The organism is Collinsella aerofaciens (assembly GCF_039758815.1).
Lineage (GTDB): Bacteria > Actinomycetota > Coriobacteriia > Coriobacteriales > Coriobacteriaceae > Collinsella > Collinsella aerofaciens_BP.
In genome coordinates this window covers 21,269-47,500 of record NZ_JBDMSK010000014.1, presented here as the reverse complement: position 1 = coordinate 47,500, position 26,232 = coordinate 21,269, and the positions used below count along the sequence as shown (strand labels likewise).

The window sequence follows — 26,232 nt, the reverse complement described above, 5'->3', positions numbered from 1 at the left end:
CGCGCCTTTGCGTTGATGCGACATGTGGGACTGTCCCTTTGTCACATTATGCGAACTGGCTCAGATAGAGGTCGGCATAAGCGCCCTCGGCTGCGAGCAGCTCCTTATGCGTGCCCTGCTCGATAATGTTGCCGTGGTCCATGACCAAGATCAGGTCGGCGTCCACGATCGTCGACAGGCGATGCGCGATCACAAAGCTCGTGCGCCCGCGCATAAGCGCGTCCATGGCACGGCCGATGGCAAGCTCGGTGCGCGTATCCACGCTTGAGGTCGCCTCGTCCAGGATGAGAATCGCCGGGTTGTTGAGCAGCACGCGCGCAATGGTCAGCAGCTGGCGTTGGCCCTGACTAATGCTCTCGGCATCGTTAGCCACACGCGTGTCGTAGCCCTGCGGCATAGTGCGCACGAAAAAGTCGACCTGCGCGGCACGAGCGGCGGCCACGATCTCCTCGCGCGTTGCCTCGGGGCAGCCGTAGGCGATGTTTTCGGCAATCGTGCCATCGAATAGCCAGGCGTCCTGCAGCACCATGCCAAACTGCTGCCGTAGCTCACCGCGGTCCATGAGGCGCGTATCCACACCGTCAAGCGTAATGCGGCCGCCGTCGATCTCGTAAAAGCGCATGAGCAGGTTGATGAGCGTCGTCTTGCCTGCGCCCGTGGTTCCCACCACGGCAATCTTCTGGCCCGGCTCGGCGGTAAACGACACGTCGCGCATGAGCGGCTTATCGGGCGCATAGCCAAAGCGCACGTGCTCAAAGGAGACGCGGCCCTCCACGCGGCCCGGCAGCTTGGCGGCCTCGTCCGGCAGCGGATCGGCCTCCATCTCGGGCTCATCGAGCAGGTCGAACACGCGCTCGGCGCTCGCCAGCGCGCTCTGCAGCGAGTTAAAGGTAAACGACAGCTGCGTCATGGGCTCGGACGCCTCATAGATAAACTGGAAGAACGCCTGGAACACGCCGACGGTCATATGCCCGGCAACCAGCATGCTGCAGCCCACCAGCGCAATCACGATTTGCGCCAAGCGGCCGATAAAGCGCACCGCGGGACCGACGGCGTTAATCATAAAGTCGGCCTTGGTGCTCACGCGCGCCAGCTCCTTCGAAGCCTCGTGTACCTCGGCAGAGCTCTGGCGCTCGCGGTTAAACGCACGGATTACCAGACGGCCCGAGTATCCTTCCTCGACCGCGCTCGTAATCTTGGACACCCACTCCTGGCGCTCGCCCGTCACATCGTGCGTGCGGCGCGAAACGACCTTCGTCACCAGCAGCGAAAGCGCCGTAAAGAACAAAAAGACAAGCGTGAGCGGCACGCTAAACACAAACATCACGCTCACGGCGCCCACCACGGTACCGATCGACACCAGAAGCTGCAGCAAGCCGCGCTGCATGCTCTCGGACATCTTGTCCAAGTCGTTGGTCGCACGGCTGACGACCTCGCCGGGACGATGCGCGTCAAAGTAGGCAAGCGGCAGACGGTTGAGCTTTTGTGCGATGCGGTTGCGCAGGCGCAGGTTGAGGCGCTCGGCAACGCTCGACATCAAAAAGCTCTGGAGTGCGTAGAACGAGGCGGCGGCAGTCCAGATCATAAAGTAGATGAAGATGGTCCTGCCGCAGTTCTCCCAGGTAATGCTGAAGGTAGTGTTGTTGGCAAATGCCAGCTTCATGTGCCCCCACAGCTCATCGATCACGCGGGCGCTGTAAGCCGGCGCCGCGGTGTTAAAGATGACATAGAACACGATGCTCGCGAACACGATATAGAAGCGCCAATGGTCGCCGGCGGCCTCGCTCCACAGGCGGCGCACCGTCGCCCAGGTGTCGCGGGGCGTCTCGTCCTCATCCTCGTCGTCAACGTCGCGCATACGCTCCGCCTCGGCGCGGGCGCGCTCGTCCTCGGCGCGCTCGTTTTCCTCGTAGAGTGCCTGGCGGCGAGCCTCGCGCTCCGCCGCCTTGGCGGCTTCGTCCAGGCCGGGCGCGGCGCCCGTCTCCTCAACTGTCTCTGCAACCGCGGCATCCTCGGCGATGGCCTGCTTCTTGAGCTCCTCGGTCATGCTACTCACCTCCCTTCATCTGCGATTCCGCGATTGCGCGGTACACCTCGCAGGTTTCCATGAGCTCGTCGTGCGTGCCTAGGCCCACGATCTCGCCGTCTTTGAGCACCACGATCTGATCGGCATGCAAAATAGTCGAGATGCGCTGGGCGATGATGAGCACCGCGGCATCGCACGTCTCGTCCTGCAGCGCATGGCGCAGTGCCGCATCGGTCTTAAAGTCCAGGGCCGAAAAACTGTCGTCGAAGATATATAGATCGGCATGCTTCATGAGTGCGCGGGCAATCGCCAGGCGCTGGCGCTGACCACCCGAGAAGTTCGTGCCGCCCTGGGCCACCGGCGTATCGAGCCCCTGGGGCTGGTCGAGCACAAAGGTGCTCTGGGCAACCTCCAGCGCATGGAGCATGTCAGCCTCAGTCGCGTCTTCGTTGCCAAAGCGCAGGTTGCTCGCCACCGTACCCGAGAACAGCCATGCCTTCTGCGGCACATAGGCGATACGCCCGCGGATGTCGTCTTGCGAAAGGTCGCGCAGATCGATGCCATTCAGGCGAATGGCGCCCTTCGTGGCATCGTGGAAGCGAAGCAAGAGCTTGGCCACCGTCGACTTGCCCGAACCCGTCGAGCCTACAATCGCCGTGGTCTGGCCACGGCGACAGGCAAAGCTCAGGTCGCACAGGGTATCCTCGTCGGCATCGTCAAAACGGAACGACATGTGGTCGAACACGGCCACCGCGTCGGCACCGTCAACAGACTCCGCCGCGCACGTGTCCAGCGTGCGCTTGCCGTCCACGATGCTCGGCTCAATCTCCAACACCTGCTGCGCACGGTTCAGGCATGCGGCGGCGCGTGGAAGCGTCAGAATCACCATCTGCGCCGTCATCACAAAGAACAGGATCAGGATCGCGTACTCCAGCACGGCCGAGATGCTACCGATTTGCATGGCGTGGACGCCCACGCGGTTGCCGCCCACCCACAGCACCGCCACCTCGGCGATGTTCATCAAAAAGAAGCTTGAGCTGTCGAGGCCCACAAACAGGTGGTTGACTTTGATGGCGTTGGCGGCGTATTCGCTAAACACCTCGTCCAGACGCCGTTCCTCGTGGCGCTCCTTGTTAAACGCACGGATGACGCGCACGCCCACAATATTCTCGCGCAGCACCACGTTCATGCGGTCGATAAAGCCCTGTAGGCGCATAAAGATCGGAGCCGCGTTGGCAACCGTAAAGACCGCCGCCACCAGCACAATCGCAACGACTACGCCCAGAAGCGTGCCCATGGCGGGATCGATAAACCAGGCGAATATGATGCCCGCCACAGCCAAAAACGGCACGGGCAGCACCAGCTGAATCGTCTGCAGAATCGCCTGCTGAATCACGTTGATGTCGTTGAGCGAGCGCGTGATCATCGATCCGGTGCCAAAGCGCTCAAAATCGCTGGCCGCGAGCTCGAGCGATTTGTCGTACACGGCATTGCGGATATCGCAAGCCACGTTGGCGGCCAGGCGCGCCGAAAGATAGCAGCCCAGCACCGTGCCGCCGCTAGCCATGCTGGTCGCGATAAACATGTATAGGCCGTTGCGTAAAATGTAGTCGACATCGCCCGTGGTAATACCGGTGTTGACCATGTTCGCCAGCATCGTGGGAACCAACAGCGTACCGACGTTATCCACCAGCAGCACCAGCAGCGTCACTGCGACAAGCCCTCGATATGGCTTTAGAAACCTCATTAACAGTCGCACGACTCCCCCTCACCTTGATTCTCGGCTTGGCTCTCGGCAGCGATATGCTGCTTAAAGGCATCGCACTCATCGCCGAGCACCTGAGAGAATTTGCCGATCAAGCGCATAATCTCGCGCTGCTCACATGGCTCAAGCGCGCCAAAGGCTCGCTGTTCGGCCTTGAGTGCCGGCAGCGCATAACGCTCGGCAAATCGCCTGCCCTCTCCGGTCAGGCTCACAACCTTGTTCTTACGACTGCCTTCGGCAAACTCCAACGTTGCGAAGCCCCGCGCCGTCAAGGTTTTAATTGCCGAGTTGATGGTCTGCTTGCTGTAGAACCATTCGCTTGTCAGACGGCTTACGGCAATACTGCCGCCCGCCGTGCTGGTGTCGACGAGCATCCAATAGGCGCAGTCCGAAAGGCCGCAGGCGCGCGAGAACTCCGAATAGATATGGTCGAGTCCATTGAGCAACCGATCGAAGTCGACCAGCGTAACCGCACTATTCATCTATCCCACCATTCGATTGTCCGATTTTTGACCAATTATATATCTCTACATTAGTCCGAGTTTTGACTATCGTCAACAAGCTCGTTGTTTATGGTCGGCTCTACATAAGCATATCGACAAAAAAGACCGCCGGCGCGGGGGCGGCGCCGGCGGTTGCGAGAGAATATCGAGTGTTGGCTGTTAAGCGGCGACGGCCTCATAGACCGTAGCACCCGAGAAGCTGTCATGCAGGCTTTTGCCGGCAATCCACGGCAGCTCGACGACCTCGCAGACCGTGTTGACCAGCTCGGAGCAGTCAGTAAAGTGGCCCTTGTCGTTGAGGGCCTCGCAATCCTGAACACGCCAATAGCCATCGGTGTGCGTGATGTAGTACTCGTGATCGTTGATCGACACGAAAGCGCGCGTCTTGGAACGCAGCAGCTTCAGAAATCCTTCGAAATCGGTCTCGACGACATCTCCAGCCTGGAACATGATGTTACCTCCTGGCCCGGCGCCACCACGGCGCATTGATAAACGTTGGTGCTCCTTTAGTAAAACCTTTATCAGAGGTTATGCGTTCGTCATTTAGGCAAGTGGTAAAAAACCGCAGGGTAGACGGGATAAAACGTTTAACCATCCCATTTGTTTGTCACATTCTGAAGGTACTTTTATGCAAACCTACTTTCCCAATTGGAATCTATCCTTTTGGCCGGGCAATTGACCGTCTATCGTTTAAGCCCGGCGGGTATGAACGGGGCATCTGCAACGCCACCGCAAGGAGACACCATGGAGACTATCGAAGCACTCATTCACCGCCGCAGCTGCCGCAACTACAGCGATCGTCCCGTCGAGGCCGAAAAGCTTGCACGTATTATCGAAGCCGGCCAATATGCACCGAGCGGCATGGGCCGCCAGCCGGTGACGTTTGTCGCCGTCACCGACCCCGCGACCGTCGAGTGTCTCTCACAGCTCAACGCCCAGGTCATGGGCAGCAACGGCGACCCCTTCTATGGCGCCAAGACCGTTGTTGTGGTGTTGGTTGACCGCAGCGTGCCCACACATCTGGAAGACGGCTCGCTCGCCATGGGCAACTTGCTCAACGCCGCCTATGCACTGGGTGTCGATTCGTGCTGGATTCACCGCGCGCATGAGGTCTTTGACTCGCCCGAGGGCCTGGAGCTGCTGGCCAGCTGGGGCCTGCCCGCCGACGGCAGCCTGCGCGGCGTCGGCCACTGCATTCTGGGCTATGCCGAGGACACGCTACCCGAGCCCAAACCCCGCCGCGACAACGTGGTGTACGTCAAGTAGCGCAGGAGTGTCCCAAACTGCCGGCAGAAAAGGAACGTCCCCTTCTGCCGGCAAGCTATGTTGATATTTGAGTTGTCGTCGCTTCGCTTGTCTGGGTCGTTTCGGCGTCGTCGCCTTGCTTGTCTTCGTCCTTTTGTGCATCGGCGATGGTGGAGGCCGCCGCAACAATACCGCGCTGGGGCGCGACGCCCGTCTGGGTCTGAGCGCCCTCGATAACTTCTGTGCCTGCATGCGCGAGCTCGGGCGATTTAAACACTGCGTCCAAGTTGGCGCCACCGCCGGCGTAGCCAAGCGCAGCGAGTGCGATGACGATCACTGCAACGACGACCGCGATCGGAACATAACGATGCCAACCAGCCGGATTGAGCCCGCTGCGGCAAGCCGCCCCGCGGCTGATGTAACCGAGCGTGCCGTCGTGCTTGAGCTTTGAGCCCACCACGCGCTTGCGGCCCCACAGCGACGACTCGGCCTGCATGGCCAAGCGAGCGCTTGCCGATGGATAGCCATATTTAGTGCGTTTGAACGAGCCATCAAACCCCGAGGCGTGTTTGCCCCACGTCACCGATGTCGTGCGCCGGTTAACCGGCGCGGCGCTCCGCCTTCTGCGGCTCGGTTTTGAAGTCTCAGCCATTTGCCCTCGCACGCCGTAACCAAATCGAAACAATAACGCTTTGGACTGTAGCACACGCGTCGCGCGCGGTCACGGGCGCCTCGCTCAACGGTCGTCGTCCTTCAGCAAGCGCCACAGCGTTGTACGGCTTATGCCCAGCACCTCCGCCGCACGGGTTCGGTTGCCGTGGAGATGATCTACAACCAAATGCGCGATATCTCGCTCGGTATCGGCCAGCGGTCGCAGGATATACAGGTCACTTTCGAGTGTCGGGGCGCCAAAGGTTGCGGTCTTAATCACGTCCTCTTGGGCGAGCACTTCCTCCGCCACAGTGCGGTCCACCGTGCCCGCCCCCACCAATATATACAGTCGTTCCGAGACCTCGCGGAGCTGCAGATAATTGCGCGGCCAGCGGTAAGCATCGAGCGTCTTCGCCGCCGCGGCAGACAGCGTGGGCGCTGACGTCCCAAATGCGTCAGCGAGATATTCCAAATAGCGCGCAACCTTCGTCGACGCGGCTCCCTGCTCGGCGATTGCCGGCGCCACGCTCACCGCGCAGGCGAAGCGCTCGGTCACAAACGCGGCTTGATCACTTTCGCCGCCGCCCGGCATGTCATTCGCTGTCAGCACCACATGGCAGCGCGTCGCCAACGCGGTGTCGGTCATCGTGGAGACCAGCTCGCGGAGGCGCTGGGGGCCAACCGCGTTCCAGCCCTCAATGCAAAGGGTCAGCCCCGTTTGGAACAACGGCGATTCGGCGCTTTTGAGCACATGGCGCCAACCGCGCTCGGTGAGCTCATCGAGCGCAACGGAAACAAAGGGCTGACCGGCAAAAGGACCGTCCAGATAGAGGCGCCTGGCGATCTCGACCTGACCCGCTCCCAGCTCGCCCTCGAGCATAAGGGGCACACCGCGCGCGTAACTCTCTGCAACCGGCGCAGCCACCGAGGCCGCCCCCTCAACGATGCCGTACGCGCTCGATTCGTAGCGGGCCTCAACTTCGTCGGCGTTGAGCCACTCGATACCCGCATGCGCCGCGGCACCGCGCACCTCGCGGACCACGACGACCCAAAGGCCCCCGCCCTCTTTGTCGGTGGGGCGAACGGTCAGGCTCAGGCGCGCACCCGCACGCCCCATAACCAGACGCGCGCCGTCTCCTATACGGTCGAGGCGCTCAGCGACAAAAGCCGCCACATCCCGCTCGTGCGCCGCGTCATTCATGGTCGAGATCGCGACGTCCCCACGCGCATCGATTGCCAATGCCGAGGCCCCGGCAGCAGCCAGGGCCTCGGTCAAGATGTTCAGCTTGGCATCGCTATCCATTATTTGCCCCTGTCCGCAGCGACGTGCAACCGCCGACGGTCGCACGACCGAGTGTTTCAAAATTGAACGATATTGCTCACCAAACACTATAGGGCAGAAAGCGCCGTCCTGCGAGTATAGGTGTTGCCCCGCATCGCCATCCTGGCGGGGCGATAAGAGCTCTTCGGGACTTATAAACCTGCGGACAAGCCATACCCGCAAGAGCTCCTATCGCTCCACCGCAGGCTTGCGCTCACCAGCACGCAGCACGCAGCACGCAAACAAGCTACTTCTCTACCAGATTCCCAGTACGTGTTGCATTCCCAAACTCATGCACGCAATGCCAATCCAGCAGCAAAAGCCCAGCGCGATGGGCTTGCCGCCCTTTTTGACCAGCTCGACGATATCGGTATTAAAACCAATAGCCGCCATGGCCATCACGATAAAGAACTTCGACAGCTCCTTGATGGGCGCCGTAAAGGACGCGGGAAGCTGAAGCACCGTGGTGATCACGCTCGCCAGCACAAAGAACAGCACGAACATGGGAAACGCGCGTTTAAGCGAGAACGTGCTCTTAGCGTCGCCGCCGGCCTTGCGGGCCAGATGCATCTGCCAGCATGCGAGGACCAACGTGATGGGAATAATGGCCAGCGTCCTGGTGAGCTTGACCACCGTGGCGCTCTCGAGCACATTGGCGCCGGGATGCATGCTGTCCCAGGCGCTCGCCGCAGCCGTTACCGACGAGGTGTCGTTGATGGCGGTACCGGCAAACAGGCCAAAGCCCTCATTGGTCAGCCCGAGCATGCCGCCGAGCGTCGGAAACACGAGCGCCGCGATAACGTTAAACAGGAAGATGACCGAAATAGCCTGGGCAATCTCGCGATCGTCGGCATCGATGACAGGTGCGGTCGCGGCGATGGCAGAACCGCCGCAAATCGACGAACCCACGCCCACAAGCGTCGCGATCTTACCCGGCACGTTCATAACGTGGCAGAGCACAAAGGCGATGACAAGCGAGGTCGAGATTGTCGCCACGATAATCGGCAGCGACTGGGCGCCCTTGGACAGAATCTGGGAGAGGTTCATGCCAAAGCCAAGCAGGATAACCGCGTACTGCAAGACTTTTTTGGACGTATAGGTGACGCCAGCGGCGAGCTGTTCGCGACGATTCTTGGGAAAGACGAGCGCCAGGACCATGCCAAAGAGGATGGCAAATACCGGACCGCCGACCACCTCAATTTGTTTGCCGAGCAACGTCGCGGGAATGGCGATGATTAGGCAGAACAAGACGCCTTTCCAGCGCTCGCGTACGATATTTGCCAGTTGCATATGGGACTCCTTCTTTCTATTTCACGTTTGCGACGGCTTATGATACGGCAACATTGAGCGCAGCCTTGCGCAAACACAGACTAAGATGCCGCAATAGTTCTCAGGCAACAGCCGAATTACCCACCGCGGAGAGCTGACTCGCGGCATAATTAACAACTGACATATGAGTTTGATAGAACAGTTGTGAGGCGCTATGGAAGAATCGATGCACGTCGGCGAGCAGGAAACGAGCCTACAGGACCAGTCCTACCACACCATTCGACGCAAAATCGTCTACCTGGATTACAAGCCGGGCGAAAAGCTGGGCGTCAAGCAACTTTGCGACGACCTAGATATGGGGCGCACCCCTGTGCGCGAGGCTTTGGTTCGTTTGGCGCAGGAAGGCCTGGTGCGCACCGTGCCCCAGAGCGGTACCTACGTCTCGCCCATCAACCTCACTCTTGCCGAGAGCGCCTGCTACATTCGCGAGCACCTGGAAAAGCAGGTGATTGTGGAGTGCTGCGCCCGTGCCACCTCGGCAGGCATCGAGCAGCTCGACCGAGCCATCGCGCTGCAGGAAAAGACCATGGCCGAGGAGGATCGCATCGGCTTCTTTTTAAGCGACAACCTCATGCACCGCATGATCTTTAGCATCGCGTGCCGCAGCACCGTATGGTCGTGGCTCGAAGAGACCAATGCCGACCTGGAGCGCTTCCGCTGGCTGCGCGCCGCCACGCAGACGCTCGACAATCAGGAGATTGTTAACGAGCACAAGCAAATCCGCCGCGCCATCGCCGGCCGCGCCCCCATCGAGGCGAGCTTTTTGGTCAGCAAGCACCTGCATATGATGTTCCGCAACCAGACCGAGGTCCTGGACCAATATCCCAAGTACTTCGAGACCAGCAAGCTCCGCTAACCTGCCAAAACCACCACAAAGGGGACAGGCACCTTTGTGGTGGTTTTTCCGCACAAAAAGGCCCGGCTCCGTCTGACGCGGAGCCGGGCCTTAGTTGTTAGAACGGCGGAACCAACTACTCCACGGTCACACTCTTAGCGAGGTTTCGGGGCTGGTCGACGTCGCAGCCGCGCAGGATGGCGACCTCGCGGGCGAGCAGCTGCAGCGGGACACTCGCCGTGATGGGGCTGAACACGTCGCGGACTGCCGGCACGCGGATGATGCAGTCGGCAATCTTGTTGATCTCCTCGTCGCCCTCGGTGGCAACGACGATGACCTTGGCACCGCGCGCCTTGCACTCCATAAGGTTCGACACGGTCTTGTCGTAGGTGGCACTCTTGGTTGCCACCGCGATGACGGGGAAGCCCGGATCGATCAGCGCGATGGGGCCGTGCTTCATCTCGCCGGCGGCATATGCCTCGGCATGCAGGTAGCTGACCTCCTTGAGCTTGAGCGCACCCTCGTAGGAGATGGCGGCACCCATGCCGCGACCCACGAACAGTGCAGACTGCGCGTCCTTGCACACAAGCGCGGCCTCGTGCACGGCCTCGGTCTGCGTATCCAGAATCCACTGGATCTGCTCGGCCGTATCGGAAAGCTCGCGGAACAGCATGCGCGTCTGTTTGGTGGTCAGACGGTACTTCACCTGCGCCAGCAGCAAGGCCAAAAGCGTGAGGCTCACGACCTGACCGATGAAGCTCTTGGTCGAGGCGACTGCGATCTCCTTGTTGGCCTTGGTGTAGATAACGCCGTCGCTCTCACGTGCCACGGGGCTGCCCACCACGTTGGTGATGCCGAAGACCTTGGCACCCTTGATGCGCGCGTCGCGAATGGCGGCAAGGGTATCGGCCGTCTCGCCCGACTGGGACACGGCAACGACAAGTGTCGTCGGCGTGATGATGGGGTTGCGATAACGGAACTCGCTGGCCGCCTCCACCTCGGTGGGGATGCGAGCCCAGCCCTCAATGAGATTCTTGGCAATGAGGCCAGCGTGATAGCTGGTTCCGCAAGCGATCACGTAGACGCGGTCGATGTCGTTGAGTTCCTCGAGCGAAAGGCCCAGCTCGTCGATGTCGAGCTCGCCGGCCGGCGTCATACGACCAACCAGCGTGTCGCGCACGACGCGCGGCTGCTCGTGGATTTCCTTGAGCATAAAGTCGGGATAACCGCCCTTTTCTGCCATGTCCAGGTCCCAGTCGATGTGGGTGACCTTGGGCTCGATAACGTTGCCGGCCTCGTCGGTGTACTCGACGCCTGCGGGCGTAAGCTTGGCAAACTGACCGTCCTCGAGCACCACGACATCGCGGGTGGCGTCGATGAGCGCGATGACATCGGAGGCAACATAGGCGCCGGTCTCGCCCGCGCCGACCACGATCGGGGAATCCTTGCGGGCCACGGCGATCACGCCGGGCTCGTCAGCGCACACGGCGGCCAGACCATAGGCACCGACCACGTGGGTGCACGCCTCGCGCACGGAGGCCATCAGGTCGTGCGTCTCGGCATAAGCCTCTTCGATCAGATGCGCGAAGACCTCGGTATCGGTCTCGCTCTTAAAGTGGTGGCCGCGGCCCTCCAGCTCTTCGCGCAGCTCGGCGAAGTTCTCGATGATGCCGTTGTGGACGATGGCGATACGACCGTCACAGCTGGTGTGGGGGTGAGCGTTAACGACGGAGGGCTTGCCGTGGGTGGCCCAACGGGTGTGGCCGATACCGCAGGTAGCGTCGCTGTCGATGTTGGAAAGCTCGCTCTCCAAGCCCGCGACCTTGCCCACGCGGCGGATGACATCGAGGTGTGCCGCGGCGCCCTCGCCCACCTCGAGCGCGACACCCGAGGAGTCATAGCCGCGATACTCCATACGCTTGAGGCCCGTGACCAGGATGTTCTTTGCAATATCAGAGCCGGTGTAGCCGACGATTCCGCACATAGGATAAATCCCTTCGTTCGCGTGACTGCAAGACGTCCACGCACGGGAGGCGCTGAGACGTATAACGTTCGAGTATTGTACTCACGCAAGCACAAGCTGATATACCAGAAGTGGTATCTCAACTTAGATACCACCCGATGCACACACATCCAGCCGGTCCAAACCACCACAATGGGGACAGGCACCTTCGTGGTGGTTTTGGCCGGGGCGGCGGCCTGTCCCGGCGATTTATCTCAATCTGTAACAACTAGGACACCAAAAGCGGGCTTGCTGTTACAGATCGAGATTTTCCGTCCGACCTCGGCGTTTCGTCTCGATCTGTAACAGGTAGAGCCGGTTTTGCCGTCCAGATGTTACAGATCGAGACAATTGAAGGCCGGAACAGCAAAACCGCCACGAAGGGGACTATCCCCTTCGTGGCGGTTTGGGCGGCGGCGTTTGTCTATGAGGTTTGCTTGGGGAAGGTCGTTGCGAGCGCTACGACGGCAAGTCCTGCCACCACGTAGAAGGCCGTGGCCGCCGACTTTGCGCGAACCTCGGCATTGTCCGCCAAGAGCTCTCCCTGCGCCTCGGGTGCAACGCCCATCGATTCCAGGCGCGCCGTAAACGCGGCATCACTCTCGTAGGTATAAACAACCTCTTCGAGCGCCGCCTTGCTCTGCGTGTCGACCACATTACTCGCATCAATACGCGCATCGAGACCGGTGTTGACGGCGATAAGCAGGACCGAACCCATGGCGGCAGAGCCCAACGCGAGGCCCAGGTTACGCGCCGCACCCTGGATGCCGCCCGATTGCTGGGCGTCACTCGGCGGCACGGCGGAAGCGACAATGTTGTTAGCCTGTGAGTTCACCAGGCCAACGCCCACGCCACCAAAGAGCGTACCGACCACCATAATGGGCGTCAGCTCGGACGCGCGCACGCCAAACGCCATGCTCACACAGGCCGCCGCCATAAAGACATAGCCCGTACGCACCACAGACCAAGGCTTAAGCTGCGGAAACTTGCGCGGCACAAACATTGCGAGCACCAGCATGGGCACACCCGAGATGATGCCCAAAAGCGCTGTTTGCATGCCGCCAAGGCCAATTACAAGCTGATAGTACGAAGTGCCGACCAGACCCTGAGCGCCCATGTAGAAAAACGGCAGAGCAATGGCGATGACGCCGGCGCGAACGGTGGGATTGCGCACAAAGCTCGACGGCAAAATCGCTATGCCGTGGGTGCGCTCCATCCAGTGCTCGACCGGAATCAGCATCACCAGCAATAGCAGGCCGACGCCGACAATAGGCAAAGCGGGAGAAATACCGGCGATCGTGAAGGGAGCCTGCGGTAAGGGAGCAAATACGCCCCAGGTCGAGATGCGCGAAAGACCGCACATAACGGCGAACAATCCCAGAGAGGCAATAACCGCACCCGGCGCGTCAAACTTGCCCGCGTGCAGCCCGCCACCCGTCGGCAGCTTTGCGCTCGCAACGAGCAGTGCGACAAAATAGGCGGCGAGCACGCCGAAGGTCACGCGAAAACCTGCGATATCGACCAGAATGCCCAGCGCGATAGGAATAATCGTCGCAAGCGCCGCCGATGCGGCAATCACGCCATATGCCTGCTTGCGCTCCTCGCCTTCGTACAGCATGGACACCATGCCCAGTACCGAAGGGATAATGAGGCTTGCGCCCAGCCCGACCATCAGTCGGCCACCCCAAATAAGCAGCTCAATGCTCGGTGAAAACGCGCACAGCAGCTCTCCCACCACAGCAAGCACCAATCCGGCACGGAAGTTGCGGCACCACCCGATAACCATGCCGAGCAAACCGCTCGCAAGCATAAAGGTGCCCGCCATAAGCGAATAGACCGTGCTCGCCATCTGCACGTCCGAGAGCGGACATCCAAACACGCGCATCATCTCGGCCATGGCAACCGAAAACGCACCGTTGTCTGCCGAGGTACCCACCTGAGCGCATGCCAGCACGATCAGCGGTGCCAGTCGCGCCAAACGAGAAGTCGCCGCAGGCTCCATCCCCGAGTTCGAAACCGCGCGATTCATGCACATCACCATCCGCTTTTTTCATTCCGTATATGCGGCAAGGATTTAAAACCAACCATTCCCCTACTCATCATAAAAAATGCGTATCATGACAGGTGCCACGCTCTTTTCCAGATATACGGCAAATCGAACTTTCTCGCGACCCTAGGGAGCCCCATGAGCATCAATCAGCGACAAGCAAAGCTGCTTAAAATCCTGCTCGGCCAGGCGGGCTACACCCCGACAGTCGATATCTCCGATGCCCTTGCTTGCTCGGAGCGCACCATCCGCAACGACATGCGGGCCGCTAACGCCTTCCTCGACGAAATGGGCATCCAAGCGGCAATTGTCTCCAAGCGCGGCAACGGCATCCGCATCGATGGCGACAGCACGCAGCGCGGTCAGATATCGGACATCATCAAGGAACGTTCGCTTTCCATGGACGCCGGTCTTGACCGCTTCTATCGCGGCATGTTGCTGCTCACCTGCGACTACCGGCACCAATACACCACCGAATCGCTTGCGCGGGCCATCCTCACCAACAAACAGCAGGCCCAAGACGACCTGCGCACATGGAACGAGCTCATGACGCCGTTTGGAGCCCAAATCGTACGCGGGCGCCGCATTACGGTCGAGGGTCCCGAGGAGTACATCCGATTCTTCGTCGTCTATTATCTGTTTGAGCTCGCGTCGACCGCCATGAAGCGCCGCATTGAGCCGCAGCTCTTTGGCGGCAACGAGCAATTCTTCAACGACCTCATCGCATACGTCGAGCGCGAAAGCCGAACGCTCTATACCGACAACGCCCGCCACCAGCTTGCCGTCTACCTGCAGATTATGGTCCTGCGCATTCTTAAGGGCAAAGAGGTCGGTGGTTACACCTCGGCGATTCCCGTTGTGTACGACGACGTCGCCAACCGCATTGAGCAGCACTTTGGCATCGAGGTCTCCGCCAACGAGCGCGGCATCATCCGCGACCTCTTTACGGTCTCCACGCGCCGCTGGACGCCCGAGTTCCAGCGCACATATCAGCCCACACCCGAGGCGGCGCGCCTCACCGAGGAGTTATTCTGCGCTCTCGGCGAACGCTTTGGCACGCGACCGCCGCTTCATCTTGAAAAGCCCTGCGCCGCGCTCATCGAAGCCGGACAAACTCACATGCGCTATGAACGCGCCATCTCACTGCCCCAGGAAAACACCTGGACGGTGCGATACGAAAACATGGCCTCGTTTATGCGCCTGTCCGAGGTGCTGCGCGACGCGCCCGGCCTATCTGGGCTGAATCTATACCAGACCGACGTGACGCGCCTGGCGATGCTATTGCTCTCGTATATGGACGGCCTGTCCTCGCACGATCAATGGCGTGTCGGACTCGTGGTCAACTGCGGCATTGAGCAGGTCTTCTATGCGCGCGATCGACTTGAGCGGCTCATTCCCTGCATGCGGGTCGCGCGTGTGCTGACCGAAACAGAAGTCGCCGAGATTGAATCAGACCCCAAGCACAGCAGCCTCGACTTCCTGGTCTCATTCGACCCCATCAAGACGACGCTTCCACTCTGCGTGCTGAGCAATGCCATCGATGACGCCGATCGCAGCCGCATCGAGCTGCTGCTCATGAAGCTTGGATGCCCCCACGCACTCGACGACGCCCCGCTTGCCGGCGGTCTTCCCGAGCGCGAGCTCGATATCTCGCACGCGCGCATGCTCACGCGCACCCTTCACGCTGCACTTGTCGAAGACGGCCTCTGGCGTGGCACGCTCTCCGGCTTCTCGAACACCTTCGAGATGCTGTCGTTCACGCACGGACCTTGGCTCTTGCTGACCGTATGTTCCCAAGATGTCGCTCAAACCGGGGCCGTGCATTACCGCGTGGAAACACGAGTCGGCTTTACCGGCGACCGCCTGCAACACATCCTGGTGCTCTGCGTCGCCCCAAGCGATGAGCGCGTCCTCACTCCGGCCACACAGCGCTTCCGCAAGCTCGCATTCGAGGCCGGTCTCAAACGGTAGACGGCGTGGGCGCCCATCGCGCGTGCCCATGCAAGCCTTCAAATACGCTTAAGCGCAAAGAACCCGTGGCCGCCCCTGCAGCCACGGGTTCTTTTTAGCGTCTATGGCCTATGCCATGACAAAGCTATTTGCGCGTCCAGACAGTCTCGCCCTCTTTGACCGTCTCGAGAACGCGCAGGTTGCGCACCTCGTCGAGCTCGATCTTGAGCGGGTTCTTCTCGACAATGCAGAAGTCGGCCAGCTTGCCGGCCTCGAGCGTGCCCTTACGGTCGAGCTCGCCATACTGGAAAGCGCCGTTGACCGTGATGGCCTTCAGACCCTCGTACACGCTGATCTTCTGATTCTCGTCCAGCTGAGCGCCGCCCTTGGTGACGCGCTTGGCGGCGCACCACACAGCCTCAAAGAAATTGGGGCGCAGCACCGGCGTGTCGGTGTGGAAGGTAAACGGCAGGCCGCACTCCAGAGCGTCATGGCAGGCAGACACGCGACCGCCGCGCACGGGACCGAAGTTCTTAAGATGCACGTCGGCCCAGTACCAGATATGGCTGGCGAAAATCGACGGGATCATGTTGATCTCGGCCATCTGCTCGTACTGATCGCGGCGGGCAGTCTGGCAGTGGATCATGACCGGGTGCAGGCTCGCTTTATCGGGATTAGGCGAATCCTCCAGCGCGCGCTTGTACACGCGCAGGTACTGGTCGGCAGCCGCATCGCCGTTGGTATGGGCGAGCAGCTGATGATTGCCGTCGATGGCCTTGCGCATAAAGTCATACGCGGCCTTGTCGGTCATGGTGCCATAACCGCAGTAACCCTCGCCCTCATCGCCGGGAGTGTAGGGCTCGGTCATCCACGCCGTACGACCCTGGGGAGAACCGTCAAAGAACATCTTGAGGCCGCCGATACGGAAGTGACCGGTGTAGTCCTGCGAGACAAAAGGCTCGTGGTCGGCCAAGATTTTGTCGACATCCTCGCCGTACATGGGATAGCTCACGACGTCCATCTTGAGCAGGCCCTTGTTCGCAAGGCCGCAGAACAGCGCTGCGAAGTCGGCGGTGGTAGCACCCTCCTGGCAGGTGGTGATGCCGTTTTCCAGGTAGATGTCCTGCATCTCGCCGATCATGACGTCCATGTCCATCTTCTGACGCGGCTGAATCACGGCAAAGACCGGCCACATAGCGCCTGGCTCCTCGCAGTAACCGTCCGGCGTGCCGTCGGCCTCGCGGCCGTAGCGAGCGCCCTCGGGATCGGGAGTCTCGGCGGTAATGCCGGCAAGCTCCAGCAGCTTGGTGTTGGCAACAACCATGTGGCTCGAAGCGTGGACGGCGATAACCGGAATGGTCTCGCTCACGCGGTCGAGCACGTGACGGTTAGGGTGCTCATGCTCGGCCAGGGAATTCTGGTCGTAGGAAACACCCATGATCACGCCGTCCTCGCCAATGCCGCGCTGCTCGGCAAAGGCAGCCAGACGCTCGACGATCTCATCGAAATCCGCCGCGCCGTTAAGGTCGGCAGCCACGATGTACTGCGTGCAGCCAGAGATGTGGCTGTGGGGGTCAATCAGACCGGGCATAAGGCAGGCGCCGTTGAGATCAATCTCCTCGGCATCCTCTGCCTGAGCGCGAGCCTCCTCGAGCGAGCCGGTAAACGCGATGGTGCCGTCGTCTGCAACCAGCAGGGCCTCAAAAGTATCGCCCTCGCCGGTCATGGGAACAAAGTCGCCGTTAAAGTACAGCTTCTTCATGACCTACTCCTCCTCTTTGGAGAACTTCTTGATAGCAGGGGTGGTGGCCAGGCCAAGCACGATGATGGCAGCGCCCACGTAGTAAGCGAAACGCGTGGAGTTGAAGCGGGACTGGGCATTGATCTCGACCAGGGCGTCGCGCTCCTCATCGCTCATATCGATGTCCTCAATAGAAGCGCGGAAGTTCTCATCGGAGACGAGGTCGATATTGCGCTCGGAAATAGCGGCGACGGTGGACTCGGAAATGCGGGAATCGTTAGCGGCTGCATCCTTCACGGAGTTGGTGATACCAAAGAGCAGCACGGCACCCAGCAGGGCAATGCCGATGGCCTGGCCAACGTTACGCATGGTGGTCTGAATGCCGCCGGACTGGGAAGCGTCGCGCTCGTTCACGGCAAGGGCGACAACGTTGTTGGCCTGGGCGGAAACGATACCGGCGCCCGAGCCGGCAACAACGCAGCCAATGAGAATGCCCGGCATGGAAGCAGCGTCGAGCGTAACGGAGAACGCCATGATGATCAGGGCGGCGGCAAGGGTGAGGTAGCCGACCTGGATGACGCGACGCGGGTTAGCCTTCGGCATGAACTTGGGGATACCGATGGAGAAGACGAAGGTCGGAACGCCAACGACGATGGAGAGCACACCAACGATAGCCGGAGACCAGCCAGCAACGAGCTGCAGGTAGGGGGCCATCAGAATGGACTGAACACCCATGAAGAAGAACGTGATGGCGGAGGCGGCGAGACCGGCGAGGACCTGCGGGGTCTTAAGGAAGGACTGGGGCAGCAGGGCAAAGCCGTTCTTCTCCTCGACCTTCTTCTCGACGTTGATCATAACGATGAGGATGATCACGCCCAGGACAGCCATGGGCAGGCAGGGGGAGATACCGGCGATGGTGAAGGGGCATGCCGGGAAGGGCTCGACGAGGCCCCAAGCGGAGATGCGGGACACGCCGACCAGGAACAGGAACAGGCCGGTTGCGGCAAGGGCAACGCCGACGCCATCGAACTTGAGCTTCTCATCGGACTGCTCGATCTCGGGCAGCTTGAAGGACAGCAGGAACACGAGTACAAAGTAGGCGGCGAGGACGAAGAACGTCACGCGCATGCCGGCGGCCATGAGCACGATCGAAAGCAGCAGCGGCAGCAGGGCGGAAAGGCCGGAGGCGGCGCCTATGCAGCCAAAGGCAAGCACGCGGTTCTTACCGTGATAGATCTTGGGAACGAGGCCCAGAACCGAGGGAATCATGAACGACGCGCCGAAGCCCACGAGGGTACGGCCGCCCCAAATGAAGACGGTCATGTTGGGGGAAACGGCAAGGACGACCTCGCCGGCGGCGCACAGCAGGGCGCCCATGCGGAAGTTCTTCTTCCAGCCGATGATGGTACCCATCATGCCACCGGCGATCATAAAGGCGCCGGCCATGAGGGAGTAGACCATGTTGGCGAGCTGGATGTCGGCGGTGGTGGCGCCGAGGTCCTGCGTCAGGGCGGTTGCGGCGAGCGAAAGGGCGCCGTTATCGCCCGAAGTGCCCATCTGGGCCAGGATCAGAACGAGAACGGGGAGAAGCATGAACTTCTCGGCACCCTTCTCCTCTGCCACAGCTTTAGCTTTAGCCATGCGTTGGTTCCTTTCTTTTCCGTTTCACGCGGGCATTGAACCCCTTTGAGCCCGCGCGTCTTGTCGAGGCAAATATAGGCTGGAGCGCAATACGGACGGCATCAGAGCCATTGCCGTAGATACGGCAATTCTGACGGCGGGCCTAAAGGGCATCTGCTTTTTCTCGTGAAAAGCAAAACGGCCGACCCCTTTGCTCGGGCCGACCGTTTTGAAGAGAAAGTTTGATTGTTGGAAAATCCTAGGCAGTCGCGGCGACTTCCCCAGCGTCGACGCCCGCGGTGGTGGCACCGATGACGACGTAGCCGCTCACACAGCCGGCAACAGCGCACATAACGCCCTTAAAGATCATCATGCCCGTGCGCGAAAGCGGCAGCGGGAGCACAAAAGTGCAAAGCCATGCAAGGGGCGTGGCAACTACAAGGGCAATGATGCCAACGACGATCGACAGGGGAATCGACTTTTTGGGCAGCTTGGCCAGCCAACCATAGCCTTCGGAATTGCCCGGGTAAACGCCCTTGTTGAAATCCATCTTGGTCAGCGGCACCACGCACCAGGTCAAAATGAGACCAAGCAGGGCGCCTGTCAGCGCAATCTCCTCGACAACCTTACCGGCGGCAAAGGTAATATCGGCGTCCCCCGCGTGCATGCCCATAAAGATGAGCGCGTTAACGATGCCGTTGACGATGCCGTAACCGACGATGCACTTGTTCTTAAGATAGCTCTGGTAGTCCTTTGCGGCGGCCATATGCCCTCCCCATTTTCGCAGTGTCATTTGAGTGGGGCCAGTGTATCCTCACGCATCACGCCCGCTGACCAGAAGGATTGCCGTTTTTACGGCAACAGCCACACCCCAAACCACCACAAAGGGGGACAGGCACCTTTGTGGTGGTTTTCAACATGGTGGGCTTTGACACCCCGGGGGCGGGCGATGCTACAATCTGGCTTGTACTTGAAACGCATCAAAGGGGCCGCTATGGCAAAGGTAAAAATCAGCGACGTCGCGCACGAGGCCGGGGTTTCGTTGGGCACGGTTTCCAACGCGCTCAACCATCCCGAAAAGCTGCGCCCCGAGACCCTCAAGCTCATTAACGAGACCATCAATCGCCTTGGCTACCTGCCCAACCAAAGCGCTCGTCAGCTCGCGGGCGGCGCCACCAAGTCCTTTGGCTTGGTGCTCCCCCGTCTCGACCACGGTTTTTCGCTCCAAATTGCCAGCGGCGCCCATAACGAGGCCCGCAAGCACGGTTACGACCTGCTCATCGCCAATGCCGATAACGACGATATTCTCCAGGACCATTACCTGCGCTACTTTATGGGCACCCAGATGTCCGGCGTCATGGTTCAGCCCATGGCATCCCCCGACTGGCACCCCGCTATGACCAAGATGCCCGTGCCGATTGTCCACCTGGACATCCATTGCTCCGCGCCCGGCTACTACGTAGCGGCCGACAACGAAGCGCAGGGGCGCATTATCGCCGAGCTCGCCATCGCCCGCGGCGCACGCCACATCACCGTTGTGGGCAGAGCGGCATTCATGCAGCTCACCCTGCGCGTACTTGGCATTCACAAGGCCCTCGCCCTGCATCCCGATATCAAAATTGAAGTCATTGACGCCGGAGAGTGGAATACCGCAGCCGACGGCTACAGTATTGGTGCTCAGATTGCCGGGCGCCCTGCCGACGAACGCCCCGATTTTGTCGTCGGCCTGACCGACGTGTTGGCCTCGGGCGTTATCTCGGCATTGGTCGACAAAGGCATCTCCGTCCCCGAGCAGGTTCGCGTGGCCGGATGCGACGGCAACCCGCTCGCTTGGAGCGGATCGGTCCCGCTCACAACGGTAGCGCCCCCGGGCTACGAGATTGGCCGCAAGGGTGTCCAACTGCTCATGGAGCAAATCGAGAACAAGGTCCCGACAAAGACCAAGCATATCCACGTCGGCTCTGCAGCACGCACCGTCACCGCAGTCACCGCCGCCGAGGATATCAACCGCCAAGAACTGGTACGTCCGTTCCTACTGGAGCGCGCCAGCACCCAGGCAAGCACCCAGACCGACGCCACGGCCATCAACCTCGGCGCGTATCTATAGCACGTCGGCCAGTATGCAAAAACTCCGCCTAAGCAAAAGAGGCCCGACCATTGCCGAACCTCTTTTGCTTAAATGCAAAGACGGCCAATCGCGCGCTTCAACACCGCAATTGTCTAGTGTACGGCCTTGACCGCCGCCGCCAGATCGAACAACGTGTCGAGCACGGCCTCGCAGCCATCCACCACATCCTGCGGCAGCGGCACGATATCGGGGACGGCAAAGACATGGCAGCCGGCCGTGATACCCGAGACGCAGCCGTTGCGCGAATCCTCGACCACGGCGCACTCCTCGGGGGCAAAGCCCGCGCGCTCGCAGGCGAGCAGATACATCTCAGGGTCGGGCTTGCCGTGCACGACGTCCTCGCCACAGGTCACCGTCTCAAACTTGTCAAAGAGGCCGACCATCTTAAGGTTGCGTTCGGCCGTAGCGAGGCGCGACGACGTCGCAAGGCCCACGTGATAGCCCGCAGCCAGCAGCTCGTCTATGCACTCGGCGGCGCCGGCCTTAAGCTCCAGTTCGGTCTTGACCATCTCGTCGCGAATCTCCTTGTGGCGGGCATAGACCGCCTCGGTGGTTTCATGGCTGCCGTAATGCTTATCGAGGATGTCCATAACATCGGGCAGTGTGCGACCGATAAACTGATGGATCAGCGCTTCATCAATCGCGACCCCCAGCTCGGCGGCGCCCGCCTTCCATGCCTTAATGCCCAAACGCTCGGTATCGACCAGCGTTCCGTCCATGTCAAAAATTACAGCCTTGATCATATCGATCCCCTCACCGGATTGCGTTACTGACACTCTACCGCACTTTACAAATTTGTATATAACGTATATAGCATATTGTGCCTTCGTTACATAGATAGAAGTCTTATGACAAGCAGCCCGATAGGATTATAGTTTTCGACCGAGCACATATTGGTAAGGAACGTTTCATGCTTTCAGACACCACCGCACCTGCAAAGGAGCTTCAGGACAAACTCGCAGCGCTCGAACAGCTGCTTTTGGCATATGGACGCGTCGCCATCGGCTTTTCCGGCGGCGTCGACAGCAGCTTTTTAGCCGCGGTCTGCGCCCGCATCATGCCTGCCAGCACGCTTCTCGTTCACCTCACCACACCGCTCATCGGCACGCCTGAACAGGCTTCGTTTGAGCGGTCCGTTGACGGGCAAACCAATGAGGAGCCGCATTTTAAGCTCCCTGTGCTCAATCTTTCGGTCGATCAGTTGCAGCTCCCCCAAGTAACCTGCAACGATGCCAATCGCTGCTACCACTGTAAGCACGCCGGCTTTACCGCTATCGTCAACCACGCCAAGTCGCTCGGCTTTCCCACCGTCATCGATGGCAGCAATGCAAGCGATCGCAGCGACTACCGCCCCGGCATGCGCGCGGCAGAAGAGCTCGGCGTACGCTCCCCTCTTATGGAGGCCGGCTTTACCAAGGACGAAGAGCGCGAGCTGCTGCGCGCATGGGGCTATCCCGTTTGGAACCTGCCGGCGGGAGCCTGTCTTGCCACACGTGTCCCCACGGGCGAGGAGCTTACGCGTGAGAAGGTCGATTTAATCCGCGCCTGCGAGGATTACCTGCACGATCTTGACTTGGCGCAGGTTCGCGCGCGCTTGGTCGGTGGCTGCATGCATATCGAGGCCGCCCCCGCAGATGTCGCCAAGATTTCCGCTCTCGGCGGCAGCGCCGTCGATGCCGAGGGCAAGACCCCGCTGCCCGCCGCCATCGAGTCCGCACTGCGCGAGCTGGGCTGCGGCCACATCTCCCCCGAGGTCACCCCCTACATCCACGGCAACATGAATCTTTAGGTTACGCCGTTTTACAAACGGCGTAACTGCTCGGCGCTGCACGGGCTCAACCTGAACCACATAAATTACTGCCTTCCAAAAGGGGACAGGTTTATTTTGGCAGGTTTTATCTGGGGAAACGCAAACAGGGCCGCGACACCTATATGGCGTCACGGCCCTTTTCCTTGGAGAAGGATCAATTGATTGAACGGGATGACTGTTCTAGTCTTCGAGTCCGCTATTGATGAGCTCCGCAATCTCAACGGGATCGGTGCTCGCACGCACTTTGTCACGGAAACCTGCGTCCATCAGCATCACGGCAGCTTTGGAGAGCAGGCGCAGATGCGTGGTTCCAGCCTCGCCGGCGGGCACGTACAGCGCGAGCGCAACATCGACGGGCACCCCATCGAAGCTCGGCCATTCAACGGGCTCGGCTAGTTTAAGCACGGCAACGCCCGGCGTATGGATCGCGTCGCTTTTGGCATGCGGAACGGCAAAACCGGCGACAAGGCCGGTCTCGGCCTCGTTCTCGCGAGCAATAAAGGCAGCTTCTACGGCAGATGCGTCATCGGCAAAGCCGAGCTCGATTGCCTGCTCGGACAAATAATGCAGGGCGTCCTCGCGCGAGGCGGCGGTATACCCGATCGTCACTTGGTTGGCAGATACAAATCCCATGGAAACCTTCCTTACAACACAGACCTGACCGCAGCTTCGATGCCGTCGGCGTCCAAACCGTACTTGTGCAGCAAATCGACCGCAGGGCCGGACTCACCATACACATCGCGCACGCCGACGCGTCGCATCGGCACCGGACGCTGCTCCGCGAGCACCGAGGCCACGGCCTCGCCAAGACCACCGATAATCGAATGCTCCTCGGCGGTGACCACGCGACCAGTCTTCTTGGCGCTGGCAACCACCAGGCGCTCATCGAGCGGCTTGATCGTGTGCATGTTGATGACCTCGGCATCGATGCCATCGGCAGCGAGCGCCTCGGCAGCCTCAAGCGCCTCGGCGACCATGAGGCCGCATGCGACGATAGTCACATCGGACCCCTCGCGCACGACTACGCCGCGACCAATCTTGAACTCATAGTCCTCGTGGTCGTTGATGACCGGTGTTGCCAGGCGGCCGAAGCGCATATAGACTGGCCCCTCAAACTCATAGGCAGCGCGCACGCAAGCGCGAGCCTCGATGTCATCGGCGGGAACGATTACCGTCATACCCGGGATCGTGCGCATGAGCGCGATGTCCTCGCAGCACTGATGCGTGGCGCCATCTTCACCGACCGAGATACCCGCATGTGTGGCGCCGATTTTGACGTTGAGGTGCGGATATCCGATGGAATTACGCACTTGCTCGTACGCGCGGCCGGCGGCGAACATGGCAAAGGTGCTCGCAAAGGCGACGTGGCCCGTGGTCGCAATGCCGGCGGCAAGCCCCATCAAGTTGCTCTCGGCAATGCCGGCGTCGTAGAAGCGCTCAGGGTGCGCAGCCTTAAACTTGCCGGTCTGCGTGGCGGCGGCCAGGTCGGCGTCGAGGACCACAAAGTCATCGCGCTCATTGCCCAGCTCGACAAGTGCCTCGCCATAGCTAACGCGCGTGGCGACTTTTTTGACGTCTGCCATTAGAGCTCCTCCCCTGCTGCTGCGAGCTCGGCCATGGCCTGCTCAAACTGTTCATCGTTGGGTGCCTTGCCGTGCCAGCCCACCTGGTTTTCCATAAAGGAAACGCCCTTGCCCTTCACCGTCTCGGCGATAATGGCCACAGGCGAGGCACTCACTTTGCGAGCCTCGGCAAAGGCGGCGGCAATCTGCGCCATGTCGTTACCGTCGGCTAGCTCGATCACATGCCACTTAAAGGCGCGGAACTTGTCGGCGAGCGGCATGGCCGAGTTGACTTCATCGATCGTGCCGTCAATCTGCAAGCCGTTGTGGTCGACGACGGCAACAAGATTGTCGAGCGCATGGTTGCCGGCAAACATGGCCGCCTCCCACACCTGGCCTTCCTCGCACTCACCGTCGCCCAGCAACGTGTAGACGCGGTAGCTGTCGCCCCAGTGCTTAGCGGCAAGCGCCATTCCAACTGCAGCAGAGATGCCCTGACCGAGCGAGCCGGTGGACATATCGATGCCCGGGGTGTCGTTCATGTTGGGATGGCCCTGCAGTCGGCTGCCAATATGGCGGAGCGTCTCGAGCTCTTCGACGGGAAAATAGCCGCGATTTGCCAACACCGAATACAGGCCCGGCGCCGCGTGACCCTTGGAGAGCACAAAGCGATCGCGATCGGCCTTGTGAGGGTCGGCAGGATCGATATTCATTTCCTCAAAGTACAGATACGTCATGATGTCGGCAGCACCGAGCGATCCACCCGGATGTCCCGACTTGGCCGCGTGAACCGCAGTCACGACACCCTTCCTGACCTCATTGGCGACCTTCGCCAGCTCCTGGTTGGTCATACGAATTCCTCTCTTGAGAACAACCCCGGCACCGGATGACGCGATGCCGGGGCAATCCACTCGTTAAGCCTGAGCGACGACCTTCTGCCAGTCAGCCTCGAACGAGGCAAGGCCCTGGTCGGTCAGCGGGTGATGCAGGCACTTCTTGAGAGCGGCCATGGGCACGGTCGCGATGTCGGCGCCAAGAAGAGCCGCCTGGGTCACGTGGTTGGGCGTGCGGACCGAAGCGGTGATGATCTCAACAGTGTCGTCGACGTTCTTGCCGGTCCAGTCATAGTTCTTGATGCAAGTCACAACATTGTCGAGCTGCGAGATGCCGTCCTCGGCGATGTCGTCAAAGCGGCCGACAAACGGGCTGATGTAGCGAGCGCCGGCGTTGGCGGCCATCAAGGCCTGGGTCGGCGAGAAAACAAGCGTCATGTTGACGCGCACTCCTGCGTCGGCCAGGGCGCGGCAGGCGGCGAGGCCGGCCTCGCACACGGGAAGCTTAACCACGATGTTGGGAGCGAGGGCGGCAAGACGCTTGCCCTCCTCGATCATGCCCTCGGCCGTGGTGGCGGTAGACTCGGCGGACACGGGCAGGCCCTCGCAGAGCTCGGCAATCTTGAGCATATGCGGCTCAAAGTCGGCAAGCTTGCCGCCGGTTTTGGCGTACAGGGACGGGTTGGTGGTAACACCGGCCAGGCAGCCCCAGCTCTTGGCCTCGGCGATCTCGTCCAGATTGGCGGTATCGATAAAGAACTTCATGGTGAACCCCTTCAAAGGAAGCTAAAACTCAAAAGTATGGGACAAAGGGACTGCCCCTTTGTCCCATGTGCCGGGCCTGCAGCTGGGACATGCCCCAGG

The 26,232-nt window shown here is 60.5% G+C and carries 22 protein-coding genes; 5 read left to right on the top strand and 17 right to left on the bottom strand.

All coding sequences use genetic code 11. The features are described from left to right. Window positions 1–46: 46 nt before the first annotated feature. From ABHT90_RS07160 to ABHT90_RS07145, 4 genes are all read right to left on the bottom strand, one after another. Window positions 47–2,047, bottom strand: a complete 2,001-nt coding sequence (locus tag ABHT90_RS07160; RefSeq protein WP_346982064.1) for an ABC transporter ATP-binding protein — start codon at window positions 2,045–2,047, stop codon at window positions 47–49. Between the two features lies 1 nt (window position 2,048). After that, entirely contained in the window at window positions 2,049–3,773 is a 1,725-nt protein-coding gene (locus ABHT90_RS07155) for an ABC transporter ATP-binding protein (RefSeq protein WP_346982063.1), read from the bottom strand. Continuing rightward, the gene (locus ABHT90_RS07150; protein ID WP_346982062.1) at window positions 3,773–4,273 is read right to left on the bottom strand and encodes a MarR family winged helix-turn-helix transcriptional regulator; all 501 of its coding nucleotides are present in this window, start codon (window positions 4,271–4,273) and stop codon (window positions 3,773–3,775) included. The genes ABHT90_RS07155 and ABHT90_RS07150 overlap by 1 nt, the downstream gene beginning before the upstream one ends. Before the next feature lie 180 nt (window positions 4,274–4,453). After that, window positions 4,454–4,744, bottom strand: a complete 291-nt coding sequence (locus ABHT90_RS07145; protein ID WP_006235631.1) for a hypothetical protein — start codon at window positions 4,742–4,744, stop codon at window positions 4,454–4,456. Between the two features lie 294 nt (window positions 4,745–5,038). On the opposite strand from ABHT90_RS07145, the gene ABHT90_RS07140 reads away from it, so the two are divergent. After that, window positions 5,039–5,560 (top strand): nitroreductase family protein, encoded by a 522-nt coding sequence (locus ABHT90_RS07140; protein WP_346982061.1) that lies wholly within the window; start codon window positions 5,039–5,041, stop codon window positions 5,558–5,560. 55 nt (window positions 5,561–5,615) lie between these two features. Here the strand turns inward: ABHT90_RS07140 and ABHT90_RS07135 are convergent, their stop codons facing one another. The 3 genes from ABHT90_RS07135 to ABHT90_RS07125 form a co-directional block, all read right to left on the bottom strand. Beyond that, a complete protein-coding gene (locus ABHT90_RS07135) occupies window positions 5,616–6,191 on the bottom strand; it encodes a hypothetical protein (protein ID WP_346982060.1) in 576 nt (191 codons plus the stop codon). Window positions 6,192–6,275: 84 nt separating this feature from the next. After that, window positions 6,276–7,493, bottom strand: coding sequence for a helix-turn-helix domain-containing protein (locus ABHT90_RS07130; protein WP_346982059.1), 1,218 nt, complete (start codon window positions 7,491–7,493; stop codon window positions 6,276–6,278). Between the two features lie 273 nt (window positions 7,494–7,766). Next, entirely contained in the window at window positions 7,767–8,801 is a 1,035-nt protein-coding gene (locus ABHT90_RS07125; protein ID WP_346982058.1) for a YeiH family protein, read from the bottom strand. A 193-nt stretch (window positions 8,802–8,994) separates the two neighbouring features. On the opposite strand from ABHT90_RS07125, the gene ABHT90_RS07120 reads away from it, so the two are divergent. Beyond that, window positions 8,995–9,696, top strand: a complete 702-nt coding sequence (locus ABHT90_RS07120; protein ID WP_346982057.1) for a GntR family transcriptional regulator — start codon at window positions 8,995–8,997, stop codon at window positions 9,694–9,696. Window positions 9,697–9,811: 115 nt separating this feature from the next. Here the strand turns inward: ABHT90_RS07120 and glmS are convergent, their stop codons facing one another. Both glmS and ABHT90_RS07110 read right to left on the bottom strand, forming a co-directional pair. Further along, window positions 9,812–11,659 (bottom strand): glutamine--fructose-6-phosphate transaminase (isomerizing), encoded by a 1,848-nt coding sequence (gene glmS / locus ABHT90_RS07115; protein ID WP_346982056.1) that lies wholly within the window; start codon window positions 11,657–11,659, stop codon window positions 9,812–9,814. A gap of 442 nt (window positions 11,660–12,101) precedes the next feature. After that, the gene (locus ABHT90_RS07110) at window positions 12,102–13,706 is read right to left on the bottom strand and encodes an MFS transporter (RefSeq protein ID WP_238057790.1); all 1,605 of its coding nucleotides are present in this window, start codon (window positions 13,704–13,706) and stop codon (window positions 12,102–12,104) included. A gap of 156 nt (window positions 13,707–13,862) precedes the next feature. Here ABHT90_RS07110 and ABHT90_RS07105 point away from each other — a divergent pair, with 156 nt between their 5' ends. Then, window positions 13,863–15,695 carry a BglG family transcription antiterminator gene (locus ABHT90_RS07105; RefSeq protein WP_346982055.1) on the top strand — a complete coding sequence of 611 codons (1,833 nt, stop codon included), beginning with the start codon at window positions 13,863–13,865 and terminating at the stop codon, window positions 15,693–15,695. Between the two features lie 124 nt (window positions 15,696–15,819). Here the strand turns inward: ABHT90_RS07105 and ABHT90_RS07100 are convergent, their stop codons facing one another. The 3 genes from ABHT90_RS07100 to ABHT90_RS07090 form a co-directional block, all read right to left on the bottom strand. Then, window positions 15,820–17,436, bottom strand: coding sequence for an amidohydrolase (locus ABHT90_RS07100; protein WP_238057788.1), 1,617 nt, complete (start codon window positions 17,434–17,436; stop codon window positions 15,820–15,822). Between the two features lie 3 nt (window positions 17,437–17,439). Further along, complete coding sequence (locus tag ABHT90_RS07095; protein WP_346982054.1) at window positions 17,440–19,056, bottom strand: MFS transporter; 1,617 nt, start codon at window positions 19,054–19,056, stop codon at window positions 17,440–17,442. A gap of 238 nt (window positions 19,057–19,294) precedes the next feature. After that, window positions 19,295–19,801 carry a hypothetical protein gene (locus ABHT90_RS07090; RefSeq protein WP_238057786.1) on the bottom strand — a complete coding sequence of 169 codons (507 nt, stop codon included), beginning with the start codon at window positions 19,799–19,801 and terminating at the stop codon, window positions 19,295–19,297. A gap of 228 nt (window positions 19,802–20,029) precedes the next feature. Here ABHT90_RS07090 and ABHT90_RS07085 point away from each other — a divergent pair, with 228 nt between their 5' ends. Next, window positions 20,030–21,142 carry a LacI family DNA-binding transcriptional regulator gene (locus ABHT90_RS07085; protein ID WP_346982052.1) on the top strand — a complete coding sequence of 371 codons (1,113 nt, stop codon included), beginning with the start codon at window positions 20,030–20,032 and terminating at the stop codon, window positions 21,140–21,142. Between the two features lie 113 nt (window positions 21,143–21,255). On the opposite strand, the gene ABHT90_RS07080 is transcribed toward ABHT90_RS07085, so the two are convergent. Next, window positions 21,256–21,906: an HAD family hydrolase gene (locus ABHT90_RS07080; protein WP_346982051.1), complete on the bottom strand. Its 651-nt coding sequence runs from the start codon at window positions 21,904–21,906 to the stop codon at window positions 21,256–21,258. Window positions 21,907–22,073: 167 nt separating this feature from the next. Here ABHT90_RS07080 and larE point away from each other — a divergent pair, with 167 nt between their 5' ends. Then, a complete protein-coding gene (gene larE, locus ABHT90_RS07075; RefSeq protein WP_346982050.1) occupies window positions 22,074–22,952 on the top strand; it encodes an ATP-dependent sacrificial sulfur transferase LarE in 879 nt (292 codons plus the stop codon). A 201-nt stretch (window positions 22,953–23,153) separates the two neighbouring features. On the opposite strand, the gene ABHT90_RS07070 is transcribed toward larE, so the two are convergent. From ABHT90_RS07070 to fsa, 4 genes are all read right to left on the bottom strand, one after another. Beyond that, window positions 23,154–23,606, bottom strand: a complete 453-nt coding sequence (locus tag ABHT90_RS07070) for a PTS sugar transporter subunit IIA (RefSeq protein WP_195503788.1) — start codon at window positions 23,604–23,606, stop codon at window positions 23,154–23,156. Between the two features lie 11 nt (window positions 23,607–23,617). Further along, window positions 23,618–24,556, bottom strand: coding sequence for a transketolase family protein (locus tag ABHT90_RS07065; protein WP_346982049.1), 939 nt, complete (start codon window positions 24,554–24,556; stop codon window positions 23,618–23,620). After that, window positions 24,556–25,386 carry a transketolase gene (locus ABHT90_RS07060; protein WP_346982048.1) on the bottom strand — a complete coding sequence of 277 codons (831 nt, stop codon included), beginning with the start codon at window positions 25,384–25,386 and terminating at the stop codon, window positions 24,556–24,558. The genes ABHT90_RS07065 and ABHT90_RS07060 overlap by 1 nt, the downstream gene beginning before the upstream one ends. A gap of 63 nt (window positions 25,387–25,449) precedes the next feature. Beyond that, on the bottom strand, window positions 25,450–26,133 hold the full coding sequence (gene fsa / locus ABHT90_RS07055) for a fructose-6-phosphate aldolase (protein WP_006235616.1): 684 nt from the start codon (window positions 26,131–26,133) through the stop codon (window positions 25,450–25,452). Window positions 26,134–26,232 lie beyond the last annotated feature (99 nt).